The organism is Colwellia maritima, from assembly GCF_022669015.1.
Lineage (GTDB): Bacteria > Pseudomonadota > Gammaproteobacteria > Enterobacterales > Alteromonadaceae > Colwellia > Colwellia maritima.
On record NZ_JAKKSL010000002.1, the window covers coordinates 643,958 to 664,417 of the forward strand.

At 35.8% G+C, this 20,460-nt stretch carries 16 protein-coding genes and 3 pseudogenes; 11 read left to right on the forward strand and 8 right to left on the reverse strand.

The window, feature by feature from the left end; all coding sequences use genetic code 11:
• Nucleotides 1–19: 19 nt before the first annotated feature.
• The 5 genes and pseudogenes from L3081_RS13175 to L3081_RS13200 all read left to right on the forward strand — a co-directional run bounded on the left by L3081_RS13175 (nt 20) and on the right by L3081_RS13200 (nt 4,053).
• Entirely contained in the window at nt 20–700 is a 681-nt protein-coding gene (locus L3081_RS13175; RefSeq protein WP_242286613.1) for a response regulator, read from the forward strand.
• Between the two features lie 8 nt (nt 701–708).
• Nucleotides 709–2,195 (forward strand): annotated as a pseudogene (locus L3081_RS13180) (ATP-binding protein).
• The gene (locus tag L3081_RS13190; protein WP_242286616.1) at nt 2,188–2,586 is read left to right on the forward strand and encodes a cupredoxin domain-containing protein; all 399 of its coding nucleotides are present in this window, start codon (nt 2,188–2,190) and stop codon (nt 2,584–2,586) included. The pseudogene L3081_RS13180 and the gene L3081_RS13190 overlap by 8 nt, the downstream one beginning before the upstream one ends.
• Nucleotides 2,576–3,355, forward strand: a complete 780-nt coding sequence (locus L3081_RS13195; RefSeq protein ID WP_242286617.1) for an FTR1 family protein — start codon at nt 2,576–2,578, stop codon at nt 3,353–3,355. The genes L3081_RS13190 and L3081_RS13195 overlap by 11 nt, the downstream gene beginning before the upstream one ends.
• A complete protein-coding gene (locus L3081_RS13200; protein WP_242286618.1) occupies nt 3,349–4,053 on the forward strand; it encodes a hypothetical protein in 705 nt (234 codons plus the stop codon). The genes L3081_RS13195 and L3081_RS13200 overlap by 7 nt, the downstream gene beginning before the upstream one ends.
• 91 nt (nt 4,054–4,144) lie before the next feature.
• Here the strand turns inward: L3081_RS13200 and L3081_RS13205 are convergent, their stop codons facing one another.
• Entirely contained in the window at nt 4,145–5,266 is a 1,122-nt protein-coding gene (locus L3081_RS13205) for a DUF3083 family protein (protein WP_242286619.1), read from the reverse strand.
• Between the two features lie 227 nt (nt 5,267–5,493).
• Here L3081_RS13205 and L3081_RS13210 point away from each other — a divergent pair, with 227 nt between their 5' ends.
• The 3 genes from L3081_RS13210 (at nt 5,494) to L3081_RS13220 (ending at nt 8,889) form a co-directional block, all read left to right on the forward strand.
• Complete coding sequence (locus L3081_RS13210) at nt 5,494–5,754, forward strand: DUF5062 family protein (RefSeq protein ID WP_242286620.1); 261 nt, start codon at nt 5,494–5,496, stop codon at nt 5,752–5,754.
• Between the two features lie 182 nt (nt 5,755–5,936).
• Entirely contained in the window at nt 5,937–8,198 is a 2,262-nt protein-coding gene (locus L3081_RS13215) for a marine proteobacterial sortase target protein (protein ID WP_242286621.1), read from the forward strand.
• A gap of 1 nt (nt 8,199) precedes the next feature.
• Complete coding sequence (locus L3081_RS13220; RefSeq protein WP_242286622.1) at nt 8,200–8,889, forward strand: sortase domain-containing protein; 690 nt, start codon at nt 8,200–8,202, stop codon at nt 8,887–8,889.
• Between the two features lie 46 nt (nt 8,890–8,935).
• Here L3081_RS13220 and L3081_RS13225 read toward each other — a convergent pair whose 3' ends face one another.
• From L3081_RS13225 to udk, 4 genes and pseudogenes are all read right to left on the reverse strand, one after another.
• Nucleotides 8,936–9,517, reverse strand: a complete 582-nt coding sequence (locus L3081_RS13225) for a thymidine kinase (protein WP_242286623.1) — start codon at nt 9,515–9,517, stop codon at nt 8,936–8,938.
• A 15-nt stretch (nt 9,518–9,532) separates the two neighbouring features.
• Nucleotides 9,533–10,351: a deoxyribose-phosphate aldolase gene (gene deoC, locus L3081_RS13230; RefSeq protein ID WP_242286624.1), complete on the reverse strand. Its 819-nt coding sequence runs from the start codon at nt 10,349–10,351 to the stop codon at nt 9,533–9,535.
• Between the two features lie 75 nt (nt 10,352–10,426).
• Nucleotides 10,427–11,678: pseudogene (locus L3081_RS13235) on the reverse strand (NupC/NupG family nucleoside CNT transporter).
• A 59-nt stretch (nt 11,679–11,737) separates the two neighbouring features.
• Nucleotides 11,738–12,382 (reverse strand): uridine kinase, encoded by a 645-nt coding sequence (gene udk / locus L3081_RS13240; RefSeq protein WP_242286625.1) that lies wholly within the window; start codon nt 12,380–12,382, stop codon nt 11,738–11,740.
• Nucleotides 12,383–12,668: 286 nt separating this feature from the next.
• On the opposite strand from udk, the pseudogene L3081_RS13245 reads away from it, so the two are divergent.
• Both L3081_RS13245 and L3081_RS13250 read left to right on the forward strand, forming a co-directional pair.
• Nucleotides 12,669–13,945: pseudogene (locus tag L3081_RS13245) on the forward strand (phosphopentomutase).
• Nucleotides 13,946–14,171: 226 nt separating this feature from the next.
• Nucleotides 14,172–16,409, forward strand: coding sequence for a TonB-dependent receptor (locus tag L3081_RS13250; RefSeq protein ID WP_242286626.1), 2,238 nt, complete (start codon nt 14,172–14,174; stop codon nt 16,407–16,409).
• A gap of 97 nt (nt 16,410–16,506) precedes the next feature.
• On the opposite strand, the gene L3081_RS13255 is transcribed toward L3081_RS13250, so the two are convergent.
• Complete coding sequence (locus L3081_RS13255) at nt 16,507–17,127, reverse strand: LysE/ArgO family amino acid transporter (protein ID WP_274620528.1); 621 nt, start codon at nt 17,125–17,127, stop codon at nt 16,507–16,509.
• Between the two features lie 167 nt (nt 17,128–17,294).
• On the opposite strand from L3081_RS13255, the gene L3081_RS13260 reads away from it, so the two are divergent.
• A complete protein-coding gene (locus L3081_RS13260; protein WP_242286627.1) occupies nt 17,295–18,179 on the forward strand; it encodes a LysR family transcriptional regulator ArgP in 885 nt (294 codons plus the stop codon).
• Nucleotides 18,180–18,344: 165 nt separating this feature from the next.
• Here the strand turns inward: L3081_RS13260 and deoD are convergent, their stop codons facing one another.
• Both deoD and add read right to left on the reverse strand, forming a co-directional pair.
• Nucleotides 18,345–19,049: a purine-nucleoside phosphorylase gene (deoD, locus tag L3081_RS13265; RefSeq protein WP_242286628.1), complete on the reverse strand. Its 705-nt coding sequence runs from the start codon at nt 19,047–19,049 to the stop codon at nt 18,345–18,347.
• Between the two features lie 210 nt (nt 19,050–19,259).
• Nucleotides 19,260–20,255, reverse strand: a complete 996-nt coding sequence (add, locus tag L3081_RS13270) for an adenosine deaminase (protein ID WP_242286629.1) — start codon at nt 20,253–20,255, stop codon at nt 19,260–19,262.
• Nucleotides 20,256–20,460: the final 205 nt, after the last annotated feature.

Sequence of the window (20,460 nt, forward strand, 5' to 3'; positions counted from 1 at the left end):
AAGGGGTAATGGAGATTATATGCGTATACTTTTAGTTGAAGATGATATGCCACTTGCAACTGCATTACAAAAATCGCTGCAAGATGAAGGGTTTGTTGTTAATCATGTTAACCAAGGTAAACTGGCCTTAAATGCGTTGTCTACGTCTGATCAAGACATGGTTATTCTTGATTTAGGTTTACCAGATATCGATGGTCTTGAGATCCTAAAACAACTACGCGACAAGAAGTCTAGTTTACCCGTTATCATTTTAACGGCACGAGATTCAATTGAAAGCAAAGTTAAGGGGCTTGATTATGGGGCCGATGATTACTTAACAAAACCTTTTGAAATATCCGAATTAATGGCTCGGTTACGTGTTATAGAACGTCGTTTAGGTACGGCAACGTCGTCGATAATATCAATTGATGATGTAAAACTGGATACTTTTGCTCATAAAGTGTTTATGTACGATCACGATACCAATAAAGAAAATGAAATTATTTTTTCTAAAAAAGAATTTATGGTGCTTAAGGCGTTAATGGAAAACGCCGGGCGTATATTGTCTCGTGAAAAAATAGAATCAAAGTTATATCACTGGGGTGAAGAAGTACTTAGTAATGCCGTTGAAGTACATATACATAAATTAAGAAAATATTTACCTGAAAAATTTATTCAAAATGTCCGAGGCGTCGGCTATATCATTAATAAAAAGGGTTAAATGCACTTATGAGCATACGCCGGTATTTAGTGTTAACTTTATTTTCTGCCTTAACATTAATAACGTTTATTGCTGCCATTCAAGGCTATAAAAAAAGTATGTCCCAAGCGGAACAACAGTTTGATCGTCAATTATTAGATCTTGCTAATACCCTACTGACAATTAATTCCGTACCCACAATACTTTCAACAGCAGAGCCAACACAGAAAACGCTTCAAGTTACCCAAGACAGTAGTTTTGCTTTCCAAGTTTGGAAAGATCAACAACTCGTGTTAAAAAGTAATAACGCACCCGATCATCGTATTGCTAATAGTAATTCTAGAGAAACAGATACGACGGATTTTTTTGAAGTTAATTTTCTGCAAACACGTCGGCGTGCTATTGCATTAAAACAGGATATTGGCCAAGAAACGTTTGCTAATTTATATATTATTGTTGCCCAACCCTTAAGAACACAGTTTGCTTTGGCACAAACTTTAATCTTAGCCGCGGTAACCCCAATGATTATTGCCGTAATCGCGTTATCAATATTAATTTTTATTATTATTACACAAGGCTTAAAACCATTACATCAATTAACCAAAGAGCTCAGTAAAAGAAGGAGCAATGATTTTTCACCGTTGAAAATTACCGTGCATAATAATGAGTTGGCTGACATAGTTGCGACATTAAATGAATTGTTCTCTCGTTTAGCGGCGGCATTTCAACGAGAGCGACATTTTGCTTCAGATGCGGCTCATGAATTAAAAACACCGTTAAGTGTACTTAAAATTGATACCCATAACCTTATTCAAGACTTAGTAAAACGGTCATCGAACAATCAAAACACAGTGTTAACATCTTCAGAAGTGGCAAAATTTGAATCAATACGAGCTTTGAGTAGCAGTGTTGATAGAATGGGGCATGTTATTGATCAAATATTAAATCTTAATCGAACTAATCCAACACAAATAAGTAATGCAAGTTATTGTTTTAATGTTAATATATTGTTGAAACAAGTGATTTCAGATTTATATAATGATATTTTGAATAAAGATCAAACTATCACGCCGGAAAGCGATGATATCATCTTATCTGCACATGAATTTTCAGTCAATTTACTTGCCGTTAACCTGATTTCTAATGCCAATAAATATACGCCCAATGGTGGTGAAATTAGGGTGAGTGTTAAACAACAGAAAGAGATGACAGCGAATGTTCAAGGTAACACTTCGCGGCCAACTTCCTGCAATAAAGTAATGCTGATCGTTGAAGATTCGGGACCAGGAATAAAGTCAAACGAATATCAACGTGTTTTCGATCGATTTTACCGAGTTGGGGGGATCAGCATAATTCAACTATCATGGGATGTGGATTAGGATTAGCCATAGTTAAACATATTGCAGATTTACATGGTGCTGAGATTGCTTTATCACGGTCAGAATCATTAAAAGGCTTAAAGGTTGTGGTGACATTTCCAGGTAATGTTAATGACAAGGAAATTGGCAATGACTAACGCTTATTTTACTCGTTTAACTAGTATCCTTATCAGTGGTTTATTACTACTGTTTGCTATCAATGCGAAGGCACAACAACGTCCTGAATACCATCTTAAAATTGAAAATCATTTATTTTATCCCGCTAAAATCGATATTCCGGTTAATACAAAGGTTAAGCTCATTATTTCAAATTATGATGAAACGGTTGAAGAGTTTGACAGTTTTAGCCTAAATAGGGAAAAAGTTATTTTTCCTAATCAAAAAGCTATTATTTTTATTGGTCCTCTTCCTGAGGGTGAATACAGCTTTTTTGGGGAATACCATCCGCATAGTGCTCGTGGCACAGTTGTAGTAGTAACAAATCCATTGACTCAAACTACAGACAGTGGAGCACAACATGTTAATTAATACGGTTATTTTGTTCTTACAAAATGCACTACCCATTTTTGTTATCACCACCTTGTTATTAATTTCATTTTCAACAAAAGAACTAGCATTGATCAGCATAAAATGGATTATTTCTGGCGTGATATTTACCGCCGTTACAACATTTATTCTTAGTAACAATTTGGAAAATATATCACAAACATTTGATGGTATGGGGGTAGAGCTTTTCCTCTCGTTCGGCTACTTATTGATTTACCTTTTTAGCATATTTTTATTTGTCTTTAATGATAAACATTATACAAAACAATTAGGTTTTCTTGTTTTATATATCATCACTGCAATCAATGGTTCTCATTTTATCATTTATTTAGCAAATTACTGGACCCAAGCTCAACAAGTTGAGTCCATGGTTTTAGGTATCATATTAGGTGGCGGGATTTGTTTAAGTATTTCAATACTATTATATTTTTTATTGAAGTCTGCTGATCATAATCTTTATTTTCAAACCTCAAAGTATTTTTTATTATTATTTTCATTAGGTCAATTAATGCACGCTATCGTACTTTTACAACAAGTGGATATATTGTCGAGCAGCCGACCTTTATGGGATAGCAGCCGTTTAATTACAGAAGACTCAGAAGTTGGACAGTTACTTACTGTATTATTCGGCTACGAAAGTACCCCATCATTGTTACAAGTTATTATTTACATCATTGCATTTAGCATTCCTGTGATGATTTGCAAGTTAACTACTATTCGCTTATACATTCGCGGAGAAAAATCATGTTAAACCGTTGTTTACCCATATTTTTTATCTTTCTTGTAGCATGGGGACCAAACGCATATGCTGACGGTGTAGTGGTTGATAAAGTTTATCATCCCTATGTTTTGCCCTATGAACAAGAAATTGAATGGCGCCTATTTTCTCATAGAGAAAGTGAAAATAACAAATTAGCCCAACGCTTAGCTTATGGTCAATCAGTCAATGAAAACTTAATGTTAGAATTTTATCTTGTGGGGGAACGCGATAGACTTAATGACTTTACGTTAACGTCTTATGAAATTGAAGCTCGTTGGATGCTAACAGAACAAGGTGAATATTGGGCTGATTGGGGACTACTTTTCGAAATAGAAAAAGACAAACAATATCAAAATTGGGAAGTTACGACGGGGGTTCTGGTAGAAAAAGAATTTGGTCGAGCAAGCTTAACCCTAAATGCTTTTATTATTTATGAATGGGGTAAAACCCTAGTGAGTGAGTTTGAAACAGAATTTCGGGTAAAATATCGATATCGTTATCTAGAACAATTACAACCAAGAATTGAATTGTACTCAGGCGAAAATTACCTAGGTATTGGTCCTGCCTTCGAAGGCTTGCAGCGTTTTAACGGACAAAAACAATTAAAGTGGGAGTTTGGTTTTATAACTGGTCTTGATAGTCGAAGTAAAGGTCATGTCTTTAGGGTGGCTATTGAATATGAATTTTAATGGTTGATTCTAAATGGTTGAATATTACGGTCATGAACCTATTTCATGACCGTATAAAGCAGGGATGTTAAATATATCTACACTCAGTTAATTAGCTATCTGTTAAATAGTAACCCACATGTTGATGAAGTCTAACAAGCATTTCTTCTTTGTCATTAATAAAGTCTAGACTTTGGGCTATCGAGCGCAGTGCTTGTTGTATTTGATTAACAAATTTACCATAACCATGTGGTGTTTTATTTTTTTCACTGGCAACAAAAATTAACTGAACAGTATCAACTAATTTATCCGCATTCCATTTACAGGTATAACCACCTGTAGTATTGCTTGGGTTGTAACCTAACATCAGTAACTCACCGCTAGCGATGACGTTTTCATCTAACGCACTTCTCACTATAGGTACTAACCCATTGGCAATAACAGCACCATTATTTAAATGAAAATGTTTAGCCGAACTAATAAAAGCATCGGCAATTAAGTTATAGAGTTCGCTATATCGTTCAGCAGAATTTTCTTCAATAGTCACTAATGAGCGAATACGACGATTGATGGGTAAATCTACCACCGCATAGGTTAACGCATCTTTTGAATCCGGAATTTCAAGACCGTCAGTTGCGTAGCGGTTTGTCATTGGACGGAATTTGTGTACCTGTTTACCTTCTACGCCTTTATCGCCTGCAAATAAATCGTAAGTTAAATGTTGGTGATCACAGATACGAACGGTTGTTGTATCTAATTCTAACAATTTGGCATACTCAGAGACGACTTGTTTTACTTGCGCATGAAATTTAGCTGATTGCGCACGAACATCATTACCATTTGCAAGGAACAATAAAGTTATTTTTTTGGTACGCTTTGCACCATCAAAATAACTATTTTGACTCGTATGGTAATTTGGGTTGTATAAAAATAATAGTTGTTGTTTGGTTTCAGACGTCATTTTTTCAGGACTATAACGAACACGCGCAAACTTATCATTGGCAATAAATTGCGTGTTATCAAGCTGTGCAATATTACATAAATCAAAGTATTTCTTTGATAACTCTTGATATAACTGTGTATAAGGATCAGACGCACTTTCGTCAACTAACTTACTAAACTTTGATATTAATTGATCTGTTAACGGAAATTTGACCATTAAATATTGGTTTTCGCGAACAGAATTGGGGATGTGAACTTTATGTTGAGCATTTCTCATACGTGTAATAGACATTTTAATACCTGTTTGATCAATTATAATTATGAATATGACTTTGATTATATATGTACGAAGAATGATGTAAATGAATTTCGACAAAATATTGTTTACAAAGTTATATTGTATGAAAAAACATAATTTAGATGATAATCAATAATTAGGCTTGTAATTCTATTGTTTTTAACGCATCGTTATAATCAATAAGTCGTTTAAATTTCCATATTTATAGAGTTGTATTACAAATGAAAAAATTAAAAAACGAAGCTGAATTATTAAAAAAAGCCCTTGTGATTGGTGAGAAATACGCTATAAACAGAGGCTATAAGAGCTTTTCTGCAACCAATTCAGCGAAAGATAAAGTTGAAAGTTTATATCGTTTGTTAGTGAATGATAAATTAATTCAGCCATTACCTATTGATAATGAAGATCAACCAAACATGAAGCATAAATTAGCATTATGGATTGCAAAACAATTACCATACCGCCATGCTTTACTTGGGTAGATTTTATACAATAAAGTGATGGCAAAGTATTAGTGGTGACATATTAAAAGCGTAATTGAAGGAGTAATTAAATCCGCTTTGCCACAATTTATCATAAATTGCCATTAGTTTGCCATAATCTTGGCGCCCTCGAAACATAATTACTCTTCATTATATAGCTTTACTTTCTTGTAGAGCTTTATATGAAAAACATCAACGGCTTAACTCATTGCCAACCTTCAATTCGTTATAATACACCTTGGAAAATGTTTTTCCTTGTCGTATTGATTACTTTAGTTAACCTACCAAATAATGTCATGGCTGAAGAACAGTCAACCCAAACTATTCCCTATGAAGATATTAGTTCTGGTAGTTTGTATTTTAAAAAGGAGAGAGACTATTATGCCGCGATAACGCAAAAAAGTGATTACCAAGTTAATGTTAATGGTCTTCTTGCTCAGGTGAATTTTACTCAAACGTTTAAAAATTCAAGTGATAGTTATGTCGAGGCGGTTTATGTATTCCCATTAATTGATGATGCTTCCGTGTCATCCATGATCATGGAAATAGGGGAACGACGAATTATTGGCAAAATCAAAGAAAAGCAACATGCTCAACAACTCTACACCAAAGCTAAACAGCAAGGCAAGAAAGTAAGTTTAGTATCACAACAACGTCCTAATCTGTTTACGACCAAATTAGCGAATATTGCGCCGGGCGAAACGATTAAAATATCATTAACTTATATGCAATCAATAAGACTAACCGATGAAACCTTCGCTTTACGTATTCCGCTCACTTTAACGCCAAGGTATATTCCAAGGGAAAGGCATGTAGACCGTGAAAACACAGAAGAAAAAATTGCGGATACAGCTAGTCCAACCAAATTTACCACATCAGCCACTACAAAGATCAATGTTAATGGTTGGGCAATAAGCAATGCTAGAGTCCCCGATGCGAATGAAATAACCCCATACCAAACAAGGATCACTACAGGTAATCCTAATGAGCAGTTAAACCCTCAACAACGGGTTTCGCTTGTAGTTAACCTTGATGGTGGAATACCGGTTGCTAATATCACCAGTTTGTATCATTCAATCGATGAAACGCAACAATTCAATAAACGATTAATTACATTAACGGATAAAACAGCGCGTCTTGATCAAGATTTTGTTTTGCAGTGGCAACTCGCTCAGGGAAACACACCGAAAGCCGCTTTCTTTCAGCAAGTAGATAGTCAAAACGAATATCAGTACGGTTTATTAATGCTGATGCCACCAAAGGCTGTTAACGAAAAAAACATTAAAAAAGATGTTATTTATATTATTGATACGTCTGGTTCAATGGGGGGTGTTGCAATAAAACAAGCTAAACAATCTCTTAATGAAGCCCTTAATTTTTTGAACCCTTCAGACACTTTCAATATTATTGCTTTTAACACAAACACTCAGCATTTGTTTAGTGAAAGTGAAGGTGCGAATTCCTCAAATATTGATCATGCAAAGCATTGGCTTTCAACCTTAGAAGCGGGTGGTGGCACTAATATGTATCCCGCCATTGAACTCGCTTTAAAAGCACGTCAACGTGAAAGTTATTATCGACAAGTTATTTTCATCACTGATGGTAGCGTTGGCAACGAAGCGGAGCTATTAAGTTTAATTCATACAAATCTCGCAAACACACGTTTACATACTATTGGTATAGGGTCGGCTCCTAATGGATATTTCATGTCTGAAGCGGCGAAAGTAGGGCGTGGCACTTATCGCTACATTGGTAGTATTAATGAAGTTGATGAGCAAATGACACAATTATTCAGCCAAATAAGTAAACCGTTAATGCATAATATCGAATTAGCATGGCCGATGGCTGATGTTGAAATGTTTCCAAATAAAATCCCCGACCTCTATGCAGGACAACCGTTGTTAATTAGTGCTCGGTGGTTAAAACAACAAAATCAAACGTCTATTAAAAACAAAAATAATGAGCAGACACTTAATCAATTAATCAAAATAACAGGGCAACTAGCCGATAAACCTTGGCAAGAGAATATTGCATTGAACATTGCACCATCTGTTGTCGACAATAGCAAAGAGGAAAGCAATGGCGTTGCACAATGGTGGGCCAAAAATAAACTTGATCATTTAATTAGATTACGCCACCGCAGTGATAGCCGAACTCAAGACGTGTTACAAACACAAATAACCGAATTAGCAATTCAGCATCAATTATTGTCACCATTTACCAGTTTTATTGCTGTTGAAGAAAAGGTAAGCCGAAAAAAAGACCAAGTATTAAAAAAACAAGCAGTAAAAAACTTAATGCCTAAGGGGTCAACACAAAGTATACCTTTAGCAAATACCGCACTGGGTATTGCGCAGTATTATTTAATTGGTTCGCTTTTAATTATCATGGCGATGTTTATGCAGTTATTTAAAACGTTAAATAATAAAAAACAAGTGAGTTAGCATGTTTATAAACACATTTAATGATGAATTAAGACAAAAGATAACAAAAAAAAACCTTTTGTCTTATTTAATAGGGTTAATGCTAATTATCGCTTTTATCACCATTGCTCGGGGAAGTTACATGGTTTTGAAGGCGCATGTCGCACAGTATTTATTAGCTCAAGCTTGGCAAACGCACTCTACTAATGATAAAAATCACATAAGCCAAAAGGATAAAGGAACAAAAGTTAAGCCTTGGTCTTGGGCTGATTTTTATCCCGTGGCTAAACTTCGCTTTGATGGTATGGATATTACCCAAATTGTCTTAAGCAATGATTCTGGTCAGGCATTAGCATTTGGCCCGGGTTTAAATCAATCGTTATCAGCCGATATTGACAGTAATAAAGAGGTTGTTGTTATTTCTGCTCACAAGGATACGCATTTTAGTATTTTAAAAGATTTAAAGCTCAAGGATCATATAACCCTAACACTTAAATCAGGATTGAAGCAGACTTTTACAGTAAATAATATGTCGGTAATTGATTTAGAAACGGAACAATTAGTTATCACAAGGCAGAATACAATAGAGGGTAGAAAAGATGAAAAAAATCAAAATAACAAGCTCATTAAAGAGCTTGTTTTGGTAACGTGTTACCCATTTTATGGTGTAGGTAATGATACGAAGTTAAGGTATGTTGTTTATTTAACATAATTATTTGATTTAAATTATTGTTTTTATGGGTAATAGTGTTAATGATTTATAAAAGTGGTACGTATTCTTTAAAGTGAAGTCGACACAATGCTTGATAACGTTCGTTACCACCGACTTCAACTTGTTTTCCACCGGTTGCCGCATTACCATCGCTGTTTAAACGGATCACAAAGTTAGCTTTACGACCACAATGGCAGATGGTTTTTAACTCAACAAGTTTATCTGCCCATGCGAGTAGAGCGGCACTGCCTGTAAAAGTTTGGCCTAAAAAGTCAGTGCGAATGCCATAAGCCAAAACAGGAATATTTAACTCATCAACAATATCGGTTAGTTGTTTAACTTGAAATTTCGTTAAGAATTGGGCTTCATCAATTAAGACACAAGCAATTTCCCTTTTTTGTTTTATTTCGGTAACTTCAGCTAATAGATCCGTTTCTTTATCAAATAGTTCAGCATCAGCATTAATGCCTAAACGAGAAGATACTTTCCCTTTTGCATACCGATCATCAATTTTAGCCGTATAAAGCACTGTGTTTAAACCACACTCATTATAATTGTAGGACGACTGCAATAAATGCGTGGATTTTCCGGCATTCATCGAAGAATAATAAAAATAGAGTTGTGCCATAAATGCAACCTACGTTTAATAATTTGCTGCTGAATTAGTATCAGTGCTTTGTTCAAGTTCAAGTGTGGAAAGTAAATTTCCTAATAAACTACTCGCCCCAAATCTAAAATGCGAACTTGTGGCCCAGTTATCGCCTAAAATATTGGCGGCTAAATCTAAATAAACTTGCGCATCAACAACATCTCTAACGCCACCCGCAGCTTTAAAACCAGTGTCTACTTTAGGATTGTTTGTTGCTTTAATGACTTCAAGCATCACTTTAGCTGCCTCTGGCGTTGCGTTTACACTGACTTTACCCGTAGACGTTTTAATAAAATCAGCACCGGCACGTATTGACAGCTCACTAGCTAATTTGATTAATTCAGGTGTTTTTAACTCGCCACTTTCTATAATAACTTTCAATATTACACCACGAGGACAGGCTTTTTTACAGGCTTCTACTAGCTCTAATCCTGTATGGTAATCGCCACAAATTAGTGCTTTATACGGAAAAACCACATCAACTTCATCAGCACCATAAGCAATAGCTGCTTTTGTTTCTGCTAGGGCAATCGCAATGTCGCCATTTCCGTGTGGAAAATTTGTTACTGTAGCAATTTTTACCTTGGGCGTACCTTGTGCAGCTAACAGTTTTTTAGCTAAAGGGATAAAACGCGGAAAGATACAAATAGCGGCAGTGTTGCCCGCGGGTGACTTTGCTTGTTGGCAAAGTTTTTCAATATCTGCCGGGGTTTCTTGATCAGTTAAACTGGTTAAATCCATTAAGCTGATGGCTTGTATAGCAATTTCTTTTTGTGTTTTAGCTTGTGTTTTAGTTTGTGTATTAGTAGTCATAAGTCAATTTTAAAAGTTGGGTTTATAATTAAGTTGAATAGTGTACTGCATTAATTTTATTCAACTGTGTTAACGTTAAATATGCCTAAAGAGATAAAAATAAACAAGAATCGCTGCGCTCATTAAGTTAGCAAGAGTAGCGGCAATCATTGCTTTTAATCCTAATTTTGCTATATCGGGTCTTCGGTTAGGGGCCATAGAACCAATACCACCTAATAAGATAGCAATAGAAGATAAGTTGGCAAAACCACACAAAGCAAAAGTAATAATGGCCTGAGTTGGTATACTCAAAGTGTCTTTAATTTCGACAAAGTTAACGTAAGCAAAAAATTCATTTACAACAATTTTTTGACCAATAAAGCTGCCGACTTGTAACATTTCAGCACTAGGTACACCGATAATGAAAGCAATAGGCGCAAATAAATACCCTAATAACCATTCAATTGTAATACCTTCAAAGCCAAATAAACTAGCGGTTCCACCAACAAGCGTATTTAATAATGCAATCAGCGCGATAAATGCCAATAACATGGCTCCAACATTTACCGCTAACTTTAAACCAGAGGCAGCACCTGAAGCGGCGGCATCTATAACGTTAACAGGTTTTTCGCCACTATCTTCCGTAATTAAATCTTCTTGTGCTAATTTTTCGTGTTCAGTTTCAGGCAAAATAATTTTAGCCATTAGCAAACCACCTGGTGCTGCCATGAAAGAAGCAGCAATCAAATATTTCAGGTCAATGCCTAACCAAGATAACCCGCTAGAATAGAGCCGGCAACTGAGGCTAAACCACCTACCATGATGGCAAAGAGTTCAGATTGAGTCATATTAGCAATATAAGGACGGATAACTAACGGAGCCTCCGTTTGACCAACAAAAATATTAGCAGTTGCTGATAATGATTCTGGTTTACTCGTTTTCAGTAATTTTTGTAATCCGCCACCGATGATTTTAACTACCCATTGCATTATGCCAAGATAATATAAAACGGCGATAAGTGATGAAAAAAAGATAATGACGGGTAATACACGAACAGCGAAAACAAAGCCAACACCGTTGCCAAACATGGCGTCTGTACCTAAACCACCAAATAAAAAAGCAATCCCCACATTTGCGCTATCAATTACCTGCTGAACGCCACCAGATATCGAGGTTAATACATCTTTACCAAACGGAATGTAAAGTACGAAAGCCCCCAAACTCACTTGCAGTATAAATGCCCACCAACGGTGCGAATATTTATCGATTTACGTTTTTTGGAAAAGCATACTGCAATAGCAAGCAGAGCTAAAATACCTAATACACCGCGAAGTACTGTTAAATCCATGGAAACCTCAAGTTGTTTTTGTTGATTATTATTATAATTTTATTCGTCAATTAAATGAGTTATTTTCTAAGTGATAATTGACGAATTTTAGCTTTTATTACTTCTATCGCCATTCTGTTTTTCCCACCACGGGTGATAACGAGATCAGCCCATGCCTTAGAAGGTTCAATAAACTGGTGATACATTGGACGCACTGTTGTTAAATATTGATTAGTAATAGACTCTAAACTACGTTCGCGCTCTTTTGTATCGCGTTTTATGCGCCTAATTAAGCAAATATCTAGGGGCGTGTCCATGTAAACTTTAATGTCAAAGCAATCCCTAAGTTCAGGGTTAGACAATAACAATATGCCCTCAACAAGAATTATTTTAGTTGGTTTTATCGTAATTGTATCTTTGGTTCTTGTATGAGTTTTATAACAATAAACTGGGCATTGCACTTCTGTTTGCTCAATGAGTGTTTTTATTTGGCTACTGAGTAATTCATGCTCAAAGGCTTTAGGGTGATCATAATTAGTTTTATTCCTTTCATCCATGCATAAATTTGACTGATCACGATAATAAGCATCTTCTTTGATTATAGAAATACCATCGGCTCCAAGTTCGGGTAATAGTTCTTGAAATATGGTTTCGGCAAACAGTGATTTACCTGATGCAGAAGCACCTGCAATAGCGATTACGGTGGTTTTACTTGGTTGAGTCATTAATGATTCCGTGAGTTGTCAGTTTAGACATGAAATATTTAAATATTAACGTTGTTAATGAGCTAAATGTTGAATTAGGACATTTACTATTTTTATTGAAGCATAAATTACCACAAGTTGACTAAGTGGTCATGTTTTTTAATTAAATAAAAATTGAATCAAGTGAGCATTTTTAAGTAAGTTTAAATACAAAAAGGTCGAAATGCCTTGCTAATTATCTTAAAACCATTAAATTATCATAAGTTGACACAACCGTCATGTTTTTTATAAAAGGTATCTATTCACAATGACAAGAGCGATAATTTTAGTCCTTGATAGTTTTGGTGTTGGTTATTCAAATGACGCCTCTAACTTCGGAGACGTTGGTGCAAATACTTTTATCAATATTGCTAAACACTATTTCAAAGAAAATAATAAAGTTATTCAATTACCTAATCTTGGTTCATTAGGTTTACATGCACTAAGTAAACAAGCGAGTAGTGATACTATATGGCAAGAATATAGGCAGTCGTTATTAAATGCGAACATTGATATTAATAAATTTTATGTCAAACCTACAAAAGGTGCTTATGGATATATGGATGAAATAAGTACAGGAAAAGATACGCCCAGTGGTCACTGGGAAATGGCGGTGTGCCTGTACTTTTTGATTGGACCTATTTTTCTAATAAGCAACATTCGTTTTCTGACGAACTGATTTCAGCGATCAATAAGAAAACAGGCCTTGATGGAATATTGGCTAATTGTCATGCTTCAGGAACCGATATTATTAACCGTTTAGGATCTGAACACATCAAAACAGGTTTACCTATATGTTATACCTCTGCTGATAGTGTGTTCCAAGTTGCGGCACATGAAGAATATTTTGGTTTAGATAATTTGTATCAATACTGCGAACAAGTACGTGAATTATTAACCGATAGTGATCTAAATATTGGTCGTGTCATTGCTAGACCCTTTGTAGGTGAAGTACTTCCTAGTGGAGAAAACACCTTTGAACGTACGGGCAATCGACGTGACTATTCTGTTTTACCCCCTGCAACCACAGTATTGGAAAAAATAACAAAAGCAGGCGGGCAGGTGATCAGTGTTGGCAAAATAGCAGATATTTTTGCACACCAAGGTATTACCCAAAAAACCAAAGCTACCGGTATTGACGCATTAGTTGATGCCACTATAGATCATATAAAAACAGCACAAGACAACACGCTTATTTTTACCAATTTAGTGAATTTTGATCAAGATTTTGGTCATCGTCGAGATGCTATTGGTTATGCGCAAGCATTAGAAAGTTTCGATAAACGATTACCTGAAATATACGCACAAATGAATGACAATGATATTTTATTGTTAACTGCAGATCATGGTTGTGATCCAACCTGGTCAGGTAGTGATCACACGCGTGAATTTGTACCCTTGTTAGCGTATCACCATCAAATACAATCAGTAGACCTAGGTCAAAGAACAACCTTTGCCGATTTAGGCCAAACATTAGCTGAACTATTTAATGTAAATGACATGCTCTATGGTAAAAGCTTTCTGTCTGACTTATTTAATAAATAAGAAGATAGTAAACATTGTTATGACACATTCTTGTGTCATAACAATGTAGTACAAGAAAAATAAAACAAGATAATGTAGAACATAAAATTGCGGTATAAGCAATAAAACCAAAAAATAACTAGCACAAAATAATAAAAGATCAATAAATATTACTTGGGAGTAAACCAATGAAAATTTTAAAAAAAATGCATTATCACTATGCGTTCAAGCCTCATTATTGGCGAGTATGGCAAGTGTTTCTACGCATGCTTTAGCCGCTGATGCAACTGCGAAAGAAAAAGTGGTTGGTATTGAAGTTATTGAAGTTACGGCACGTAAAAGGACTGAAAATGTTAAAGATGTTCCTATTTCAGTGTCAGCGTTAACGCCTAAAAAATTAGAGGTGTTAGGTTCGTCAGGTATGGATGTTAGAGCATTATCAGCCAAAGTACCTAGTTTATTAATTGAATCATCATTTGGTCGTACTTTTCCACGTTTTTATATTCGTGGTTTAGGTAATACTGATTTTGATTTACTTGCTTCACAACCTGTTTCTTTAATTTATGATGACGTTGTTCTAGAAAATGCTTTAACTAAAGGCATGCCCATGTTCGATATTGAACGGGTAGAAGTACTTCGTGGCCCACAAGGAACATTGTTTGGTCGTAATACCACAGCAGGTATTATAAAAGTTCAATCTAAAAAACCGACACAGGATTTTGATGCATCGATCTCAGCATCTTATGGTAGTTTTGACTCAACTGATTTACGCGTTGCGGTTGGTGGTGGTTTAACCGATACATTATCAGCTCGTGTTTCTTTTTTACAGCAAGATAGAAGCGATTATATTGATAACATAGCACCAGGTTTTGAGCAAGATGACCAACTAGGAGGTTACGGTGAAACTGCAGGTAGAATTCAGTTTTTATGGGAGCCTAGTGATAACTTCTCTGCATTATTTAATTACCACTTTAGAGATGCAGAAGCAGATGCACGTGTTTTTAGAGCAAACATTATAAAACCAGGCACAAACGAATTAGTAGACGACTTTGATCGCGAAGTGGTTTATCACGATGCCGCAGTACGAAACAACCAAACTATTGACATGAAAGGGTCTAGTTTGAAATTAGACTATGACTTTGGTGATTATACCCTAACTTCTGTCACGGGTTATGAGTCAGCTGAAATGTTCTCCGTTGGTGATATTGACGGTGGCTATGGTGCAGCTTTCTTAGTGCCTGATGGTGCAACTGCAGAAGAAAGTGCTGCAATTATGGGACCTGGATTTATACCATTTCCTTCAGAAACAGGTGCTAGAATGCCTGATCACTCACAAATCACGCAAGAAGTTAGATTTTCTAGCAATGATTTAGGCAAGTATGATTATCAAGTTGGTTTCTTCTATTTCAACGAAGATTTAACGATAAACAACCTAAGCTTTGATACGCTTGGTGGTGGTGTTCAAAATGGTATCGCCATACAAAATATGGAAACAACCGCTTGGGCTATTTTTGCCTCAATCGATATTGAATTATCAGAAAAAATGAATTTGACTGCCGGTATTCGTTATTCTGATGATGAACGTGAATGGGACGGTACTTTAGTACAATCACCTTTTGGTGCGCCTAGCTTTAGTGAAAATGCAAAAGTTGACGATTCTCAAGTTAGTGGTGATATTAGTGTTAATTACCGTGTGACAGAGGAAACGAACCTTTATGCACGTTTAGCAAAAGGCTATCGTTCACCGAGTATTCAAGGTCGAAGTTTACTGTTTTCTGAATCACATACCACAGCAGATTCAGAGTTAGTAACCTCAATTGAATCCGGTTTTAAATCTACCATGATGGAAAATAAAGCCCGTATTGACGGTTCAGTATTTTATTATGTTGTTGATGATCAGCAGTTAACAGCCGTTGGTGGTACAAGTAACGCTGCAAGGTTATTAAATGCAGATAAAGCGGTAGGTTATGGTTTTGAACTTGACTCAGAGCTTTGGGCAACTGACAATTTAGTGTTTGGCGCAAGCTTGAGTTATAACCACACTGAATTGCAAGACGATAACATTGCCGTTCTTGGTTGCGGTGGTGGTTGTACTATTACAGATGAAGTCAATAGCGATGGATTTGTGTTAATTGATGGTAATTCATTACCACAATCTCCTGAATGGATTGGTAATATAAGTGCGCGTTGGACAAAAGAAATCGGTGATGGTGAGTTATACGTTTATACGGATTGGTCTTATCGCAGCGAAGTTAACTTCTTCTTATATGAATCAATTGAATTTACTGGTGATGCAATTACCGAAGGTGGTGTACGAGTAGGTTATGAATGGTATGGTGATGGTGCAGAATATGAAGTAGCTGCTTTTGCTCGTAATATTTTAGATGAAGAGCAACTAACAGGTGCCATTGATTTCAATAACCTAACCGGTTATACCAACGAACCACGTTTTTTTGGTATAGAGTTTAAAGCTAATTTCTTTTAACCGTTTGTTTAAGTAAACAAGGTTAAATCGTTAATTAAACAATAAAGAAAAGGGCTAATCTCACTGATTAGCCCTTTAATTTTAAAGTAAGTTCTCGCTATGTTTCAAGCCAAGTCATAAATAGAGACCAAGCAATAAACCACATAACCAAGCCGATCATAGAATCGATAATACTTTTAATTTTTGGTTTACTCAAATATACCGAAAGTTTTGCTGCGCTAAACGCTAACGTTGAAAACCAAACAATTGATGCCGCAATAGCACCCATTAAAAAGTAAATTTGTGCCTCACCTGAATATTGCCCACCAACACTACCAATCACCATTACGGTGTCAATATATGCATGAGGATTTAAAAAAGTAACAACTAAACTCGTAACAAAAATAATTTTCCAAGATTTAGGTGTTTGAATCTTATTTTTTCCTGTTTTTATACCATCAATAGCTGCTTTGAATGATAGTGCACCGTAGGTAAATAAAAATAAGATCCCACCCCATGTCAGTAACGTGAATAGTAAGGGGTTAGCTGACAATATTAAATTCCCACCTAAAACCCCCAACGAGATTAAAAACGCATCGTAGAGTATAAATAATCCTGCGGTCATTAAGTGATGGTTTTTATTTATTCCTTGAGAAAGTAACATTGAATTTTGACTTCCGATAGGAATGATCATACTCAAACTGAGCGTAAACCCTTTAAGTGCTGCTAAAATGATCATACTAATTACCTTTGAAATGTGAACATGTCGAATATGGTTATTGGTGAAACTTACTTGTTATTGCAAGTCGTTTGATAAAAGAGAATGCAGTTTGCATTATTTACAATAATAAATATAATTAATAAATCTTAATTATTATAAGTAAAACTTATGCAGAGGCGGATTCATTGGATTACAAGTTACTCGAAGCACTCGCAGTTATTGTAGAAACGCAAAATTTTGAATTAGCGGCAAATAAATTACACATATCGCAATCAGCAATCTCTCAACGTATTAAACTACTGGAGGAGAACTTTGGTCATCCCATGTTAATTCGCAGTCAACCAATAGAATTAACGTCAATTGGTGAGCAATTATTGAGCCATTATAAAAAAGTTCAGCAATTAGAAAATGAAATTTTACCAGAACTACTGCCTGACAAACCAACTAAACCAATGAAAATAACCCTTGCGGTTAGCGCTGACAGCATTGCGACTTGGTTTCTAAAAGCCGTCACACCTGTACTAAAAGAGCATTTAGTTGAGTTAAAATTACTGATAGAGCATGAAGAACGCACTATAGATAAGTTACGTTCAGGGGAGGCTATTGGAGCGGTTTGTACATATAAAACCCCGTTGAAGGGTTATCGATCTTTTGAATTAGGCAAGATGAATTATTGTTTAGTGGCTTCTAAAAGCTTTCGACAAAAATACTTTAGTAGCGGCGTAACCCGTGAAAGTTTAAAAATGGCACCTGCGATTAGTTTTGATCATAAAGACGACATGCACGTACGTTTTATTGCTAAGCATTTTGACTTAGCAGCGAGTGAATATTATTGCCACAGCATTCCCTCGTCAGAAGCATTTGTTGAGTTAGCAAAACAAGGGGTTGCCTATTGTTTATTACCTGAGTTGCAAATTAAAAAGGAAATAGCGTGTGGAGATCTGGTAAGGATTTGTCCAGATAAACAGCTTATTGAAACACTGTATTGGCATAGTTGGGTTTTAGTCAAAGGAATCAATAAGAAAATATCACAAGAGATAATAAGAGTAGGGCAAGCAATGCTCAATTAACCTAACCTTGGTTTACCTATTTCAACAAGTTAACCATATCTTAAACCGAGCTCAGATTAAGTAGAAATGCTCATATAGTTAGTGAGATTGCTATACATTGCGTTTAAGCTCACAAAAGAGCTTAAACGGCTTAAATATATCGGTATTGCTATGGAAAAGAGTCGTTTATAAAACACTTTCTAATGTTAATTCCATCATATCTTTAAACGTATTTTCACGTTCTTCAGCGGTTGTTTTTTCACCTGTTTTAATATGATCAGACACGGTAAAAACAGCTAACGCTTTTTTACCTAACTCAGCAGCAACTCCGTATAAGCCGGCAGCTTCCATTTCCACGGCTAAAATGCCATATTTTTCCATTACCGCAAACATTTCAGGTTGCGGTGTATAAAATAAATCAGCGGTAAAAATATTACCAACATGAACAGGTTGTTTTAAGCGTTCTGCTGTATTAACCACTTTATGCAAAAGTGAAAAATCAGCAATAGCAGCAAAATCATAGTTGTTAAAACGTTGACGGTTAATATTAGAATCTGTACTTGCGCCCATCCCAATAATAACGTCACGAATTTTAATATCATCCCGTACTGCGCCGCAAGAGCCGATACGAATAATATTTTCAACGCCAAACTCGTTATAAAGTTCAGTGGCATAAATGGAAATTGATGGGACGCCCATGCCTGATCCCATAACTGAAATGCGTTTGCCTTTATATGTGCCTGTGTAACCAAACATGTTACGAACACTGGTTACGCACTTTGCGTCGTCTAAAAAGTTTTCAGCGATGAATTTTGCTCTAAGTGGATCGCCAGGCATTAATACGGTTTCGGCGAAATCGCCTAACTCTGCGGAAATATGTGGTGTGCTCATGAAAATATCCCTTGTTTAAGTCTTTAATTGTAAAGACGTAAGTTATCTGTAAATCAGTAAGTTTTTAGCCTGAATTTTTAACATGAATGCCTTATTAAAGGTATTTTGATAAAAACCGCTATCAAGGGTGTTTCACTGATCTTGTCGTTTTCAAAATGAATTTTAGCAACTTGATTGTAAAAATCAAACGCTAGTTATATTTTTGTTAAGTTAATTATGTGATGACAATAATGCTTTTTTCTCACTATCAGATAAGAAGCAAACATCCAATGCATTTTGTTGTAATTGTCTAATGTTGTCTTCACTAAGTTTTAATACTTCCTGCGCCACAATGTATTCATTTTTTATTTCAATGCCTTGAACAGCAGGATCATCGGTATTTAAACAGGCTTTAATTCCCACACTAAGAAAAGTTTTTAACGGATGTTGGCTTAAATCGGTAACAGTACCTGTTTGATAATTTGACGTTAAGCAAGACTCTATAGCAATGTTATTGTTAACCATATAAGTCATTAATTTTTCATCTTCAATAGTCGCTACGCCATGCCCAATGCGTGTTGCACCTAAGTCGTTAATGGCTTGCCATACACTTTTCGCTCCGCCGGACTTCCCGGCGTGAACCGTTACTTGTAACCCTGCATCGCGAACTTGTTTAAAATGGTCAACAAATAACTCGCCAGGAAAGTTAAATTCGTCACCTGCTAAATCAACAGCTACAAGCTCATTTTTATGAGCTAATAAAGCGCCTAATTCCAATTGACATTGTTCGACGCCAAACGTGCGGCTTAAAATACCAATAAGTTTAATTTGAATGTTAAAGGTTTGCATGCCTGTTTTAACGCCATCAATAACCGCGGCAACTACGTCGCTAATAGGTAAATTGTGGTTCATCGACATATAATAGGGCGAAAAACGTAGTTCAGCATAGTTTAAGCCGGCATTATGCGCATCTTCTACGTTTTCAAAAGCAATACGTTTTACATCATCGAGTGTTTTTAAAACGGCCACGCCCCAATCTAATTTTTTTAAAAAAGCCAACAAATCAGATTCACTTCCTTGAATTTGTACATGAGATATAAAATCATCAAACTGAGTAGCAGGCAAAACAATGTCGTTTTGCGTCGCTAATTGCCAAATAGTGGCGGGCCTAATATTACCGTCTAAGTGTCTGTGAAGATCAAGCAGTGGCAAAGTGGTGTCAATCATAGTTTATTTCCGTCTTTAGTAAATATACACCGATCAATTATAACGTTTTTTACTGGCTTGACCATGCGAATATACTAGTAATAACGCCTTAACACTGGTAAATTGATTGCGGGATTATTTATTTGGATGTCTAGACGTAAATAAAGACAAATTAACCTACTCCATACCTTCATACAGCAATGAGTAGATCAAAGAAAAGAGAATG